The organism is Acerihabitans sp. TG2, from assembly GCF_035013185.1.
Lineage (GTDB): Bacteria > Pseudomonadota > Gammaproteobacteria > Enterobacterales > Enterobacteriaceae > Acerihabitans.
Genome location: NZ_JAYGJO010000069.1, coordinates 1 through 3,019, shown reverse-complemented (window position 1 = coordinate 3,019; position 3,019 = coordinate 1). Strand labels below are relative to the sequence as shown.

Here is a 3,019-nt window from a genome sequence, read left to right as displayed (position 1 = left end):
TTTTAGAACGCCACTGATGGTTCAAAACAGACAACAACAATAAAGTTTGCACCTGGATCGGCCGATAGCATCAGATACATTTCATATCTGGAACAGAAAGCTCATGCTTTTATATTCTACTTATCATAAAGTTACTGCACTCTTCTCAGTTTTTTTACTGGCCGGATGCTCTGCCTTGCTGCCCCTTGATTACAGAAATTATGAAGGTAAGGATGCCGCTACCGTTGTCGTAAAAAATCCAAAAGGTTTTGTGGGTACGTTCTATCTCTCTATCTATGAAAAGAAAGGTGCGTGCTTTAATAGGGCTGAACGTTACGAACTGGATTCAAATTTCTTTCCCTCAGAAGGGCGAGTTCTAACCGGTAAAGTTCAGCCAGGACGTCTGATGGCTTTTCAGCAACTCAATGCCACAGGACCGTGGGGTGACGGAACACAGAAGTACAACAAAGCGGGATACGTAGAATCCCGGTGGGCTTCATTCATCCCGCAACCTGGAAAGCGCTATTTTCTTGACTCTCACTATGGCGTGCGGGAAATCCCAGCCGACTATGCCGTTACCGTCTATACCGAACCCGCTAAACTGTTTTCTGAATTTAAAACGCCAGTGGAGCCAAACTGGGATGCCACAAACCGTTGTCACCACCTTATCGGCGGCAGTTAATCGCGCTTAGCCGGTCAAGGTTCCTGCGGGCGACTTTGTGCCAGAAACGGACGTTGATAATATTACGCCGTGTTAAGATCATCCCCCATGCCTCTGCCTGCGGATGAATGAGGCCAGTAACAAACCTCGCCTCATTCTCCCTGAGATGGCTCAACCGGAAATTTTACTTGCTTTATTTCTTTAAAAAATCCAGCATTGTCCTGTGTCCCGGGACATAGGACAATTGGGGGGGTGGGCGATATGAAAGGTCAAGATATTTTGTTGTTGCTGAAGCTGGTATCGCTGCAACGTCAGGAAAAGCATCTAAACGGTACCGAAAACTTAAGGCCACGACCTGAGTTATGGCAGGACTGGGACATCACAGAAGAAGAGGAGTTGAAGCAGAAAGGAATCATTGAATTTAGTGAGATTGAAGCTTACCGTGAGAGTCTTTATACCGTTCGTGGCCTAGAAAAAACCACGGGTATAAGTAAAACACAAATAGCAGATTCTATTAGGCGATGCACGGATATTGGTCTTGCCAAGAAAGACCGTAAATATGGTGTACCGAGAACAAATAAGAAATCCCTGCTCGAATTTGTTATCTACGGAATAAGGTATGTCTTCCCCGTCAGGATGGGAGAATTGACACGCGGAATAGCCACCTCTTTTTCTGCCCCTGTGTTAAATGAAAAGCTGTTCAGCTCGGGTGAGTTAATCGCGGTCTGGCCTGATGAAAGAGCAAAAAGTAAAGGATTGAAAGTGATACCTTTATTTCATACCGTTCCTTATGCTGTCCGGCAGGATGGTGATTTATATGCAATGCTTGCTCTCGTGGATGCTATCAGGCTCGGAAATCAGCGTGAAGCGGGTTTAGCCGCAAATATGCTGGAAAAGATGTTTACGGAGATGTGATCATGGAAGCTAAACAACAACACCGTATGCTGGTCGAAGTGGCTCTTGCTTTAGGGTCTGATTTAGTGAAGCAGGTCACTTTTGTCGGAGGATGTACAACTGCACTTTTACTGACGGATGAAGTCACTGCAGAGCAAGTCCGGCATACAGATGATGTGGACTTAATTGTTCATGTAATTAGTTATACAAAATATAATGCTCTTCAGGAAGAATTAAAGAAGAAAGGATTCAAGATTGTTGCCCCAGATAAAGATGAAGACATCCCCATTTGTGCAATGCAACTGAATGAACTGCGTGTGGATATTATGCCAGATGATGAATCTATTCTGGGTTTCAGCAACAGATGGTATAAAGAAGCCATGGAAAATTCTTTTGATTATCAACTTAATGAAGACATCACTATAAAGCTTGTTTCTCCAGGCTATTTTGTTGCCACCAAACTTGAAGCCTGGCTTGGCAGAGGTAAGGGCGACGCATTAACAAGCCGCGACATTGAGGACATCATAAACTTAATCGACGGGCGTGAGGAATTAATCAGTGAACTGAGCAATTCATCAGGTACAGTTAAAGCGTTTATCTCAGAGCAACTTAGCCAACTGCTGAAAGACAGTAATTTTGAGTATGCAGTGAGCAGTCAAAGTAACAACAGTCCCCAGCGTGAGCGCATTATATTTGAGCGCATTGAAGAGATAGTCACCAGGACTTCATGCTAATGTATATATCATGGAAAAGTCAAAAAGGCTCATCACGTAAGAACAATAATGATTATGTGGCCATCAGAGCGAATAATGGCCATTTTTCTGCGGTTATTGTTGATGCATTAGATAAAGGTAAAGCACCCAGTTGCCTGGCTGAATATTGGGCAAAAACACTTTTAAAGAGCTACATAAAGCAAGAACATGAATCAGTCGTGTCGCTTCTGAAAGACATTCACAGGACACTGATCCCTGACTATCTTACCGAGAGTGCCAGTTATACTCTGATTGACATTGACTTAAAAGATCGTAGCGGAGAGGTCATTTATGTCGGCGATTGCAGATTGGGCATAAGCAATCACTGCGACATTAACTGGGTTAATGAGCCCCATATTATTGTTAACACTTTCCCTAGGTTAGATGATAGCTACGCTAGTTTCCTCACACGAGTTCTAAAAGCCCGGCGCTTTACATTGCCAGACCAAGTAAATTTTAGTTGGCAAGACGGAGAGGTGTTGCTGCTTTGTACCGATGGTTACTGGCGTCCTCATAGCGATAATCAAGGGTTAAATCATGATGATGCCAGTACACTCAAAGTCAGGCCTGACGATTCTGACTTAACTCTAACTGTCGATTCAGATTGCGACAACTTTTTCATTGCTCAATAAACGCGCATAGCCAATTGAAATAATCATCTAAGAAGTCCTACTGAACCACCTCCTGTAAAAAGTGATTTGTTGTTTTTCGCATGGGGCACCTGACCTGTTCC

General features: G+C 43.7%; 4 protein-coding genes. All 4 read left to right on the top strand.

Annotation, left to right across the window (positions count from 1 at the left end; translation table 11 throughout):
• Positions 1-103 precede the first annotated feature (103 nt).
• Complete coding sequence (locus tag SJI19_RS24415) at positions 104-661, top strand: hypothetical protein (protein WP_323480829.1); 558 nt, start codon at positions 104-106, stop codon at positions 659-661.
• 240 nt (positions 662-901) lie between these two features.
• The gene (locus SJI19_RS24410; RefSeq protein ID WP_323480828.1) at positions 902-1,555 is read left to right on the top strand and encodes a hypothetical protein; all 654 of its coding nucleotides are present in this window, start codon (positions 902-904) and stop codon (positions 1,553-1,555) included.
• Between the two features lie 2 nt (positions 1,556-1,557).
• Positions 1,558-2,268 (top strand): hypothetical protein, encoded by a 711-nt coding sequence (locus tag SJI19_RS24405; RefSeq protein WP_323480827.1) that lies wholly within the window; start codon positions 1,558-1,560, stop codon positions 2,266-2,268.
• Complete coding sequence (locus SJI19_RS24400; RefSeq protein WP_323480826.1) at positions 2,268-2,918, top strand: hypothetical protein; 651 nt, start codon at positions 2,268-2,270, stop codon at positions 2,916-2,918. Before SJI19_RS24405 ends, SJI19_RS24400 begins: the two co-directional genes overlap by 1 nt.
• Positions 2,919-3,019: the final 101 nt, after the last annotated feature.

Coding starts and splice junctions, on each gene's coding strand:
- SJI19_RS24415 (WP_323480829.1), top strand. CDS start 104: ATGCTTTTATATTCTACTTATCATAAAGTTACTGCACTCTTCTCAGTT.
- SJI19_RS24400 (WP_323480826.1), top strand. CDS start 2,268: ATGTATATATCATGGAAAAGTCAAAAAGGCTCATCACGTAAGAACAAT.
- SJI19_RS24410 (WP_323480828.1), top strand. CDS start 902: ATGAAAGGTCAAGATATTTTGTTGTTGCTGAAGCTGGTATCGCTGCAA.
- SJI19_RS24405 (WP_323480827.1), top strand. CDS start 1,558: ATGGAAGCTAAACAACAACACCGTATGCTGGTCGAAGTGGCTCTTGCT.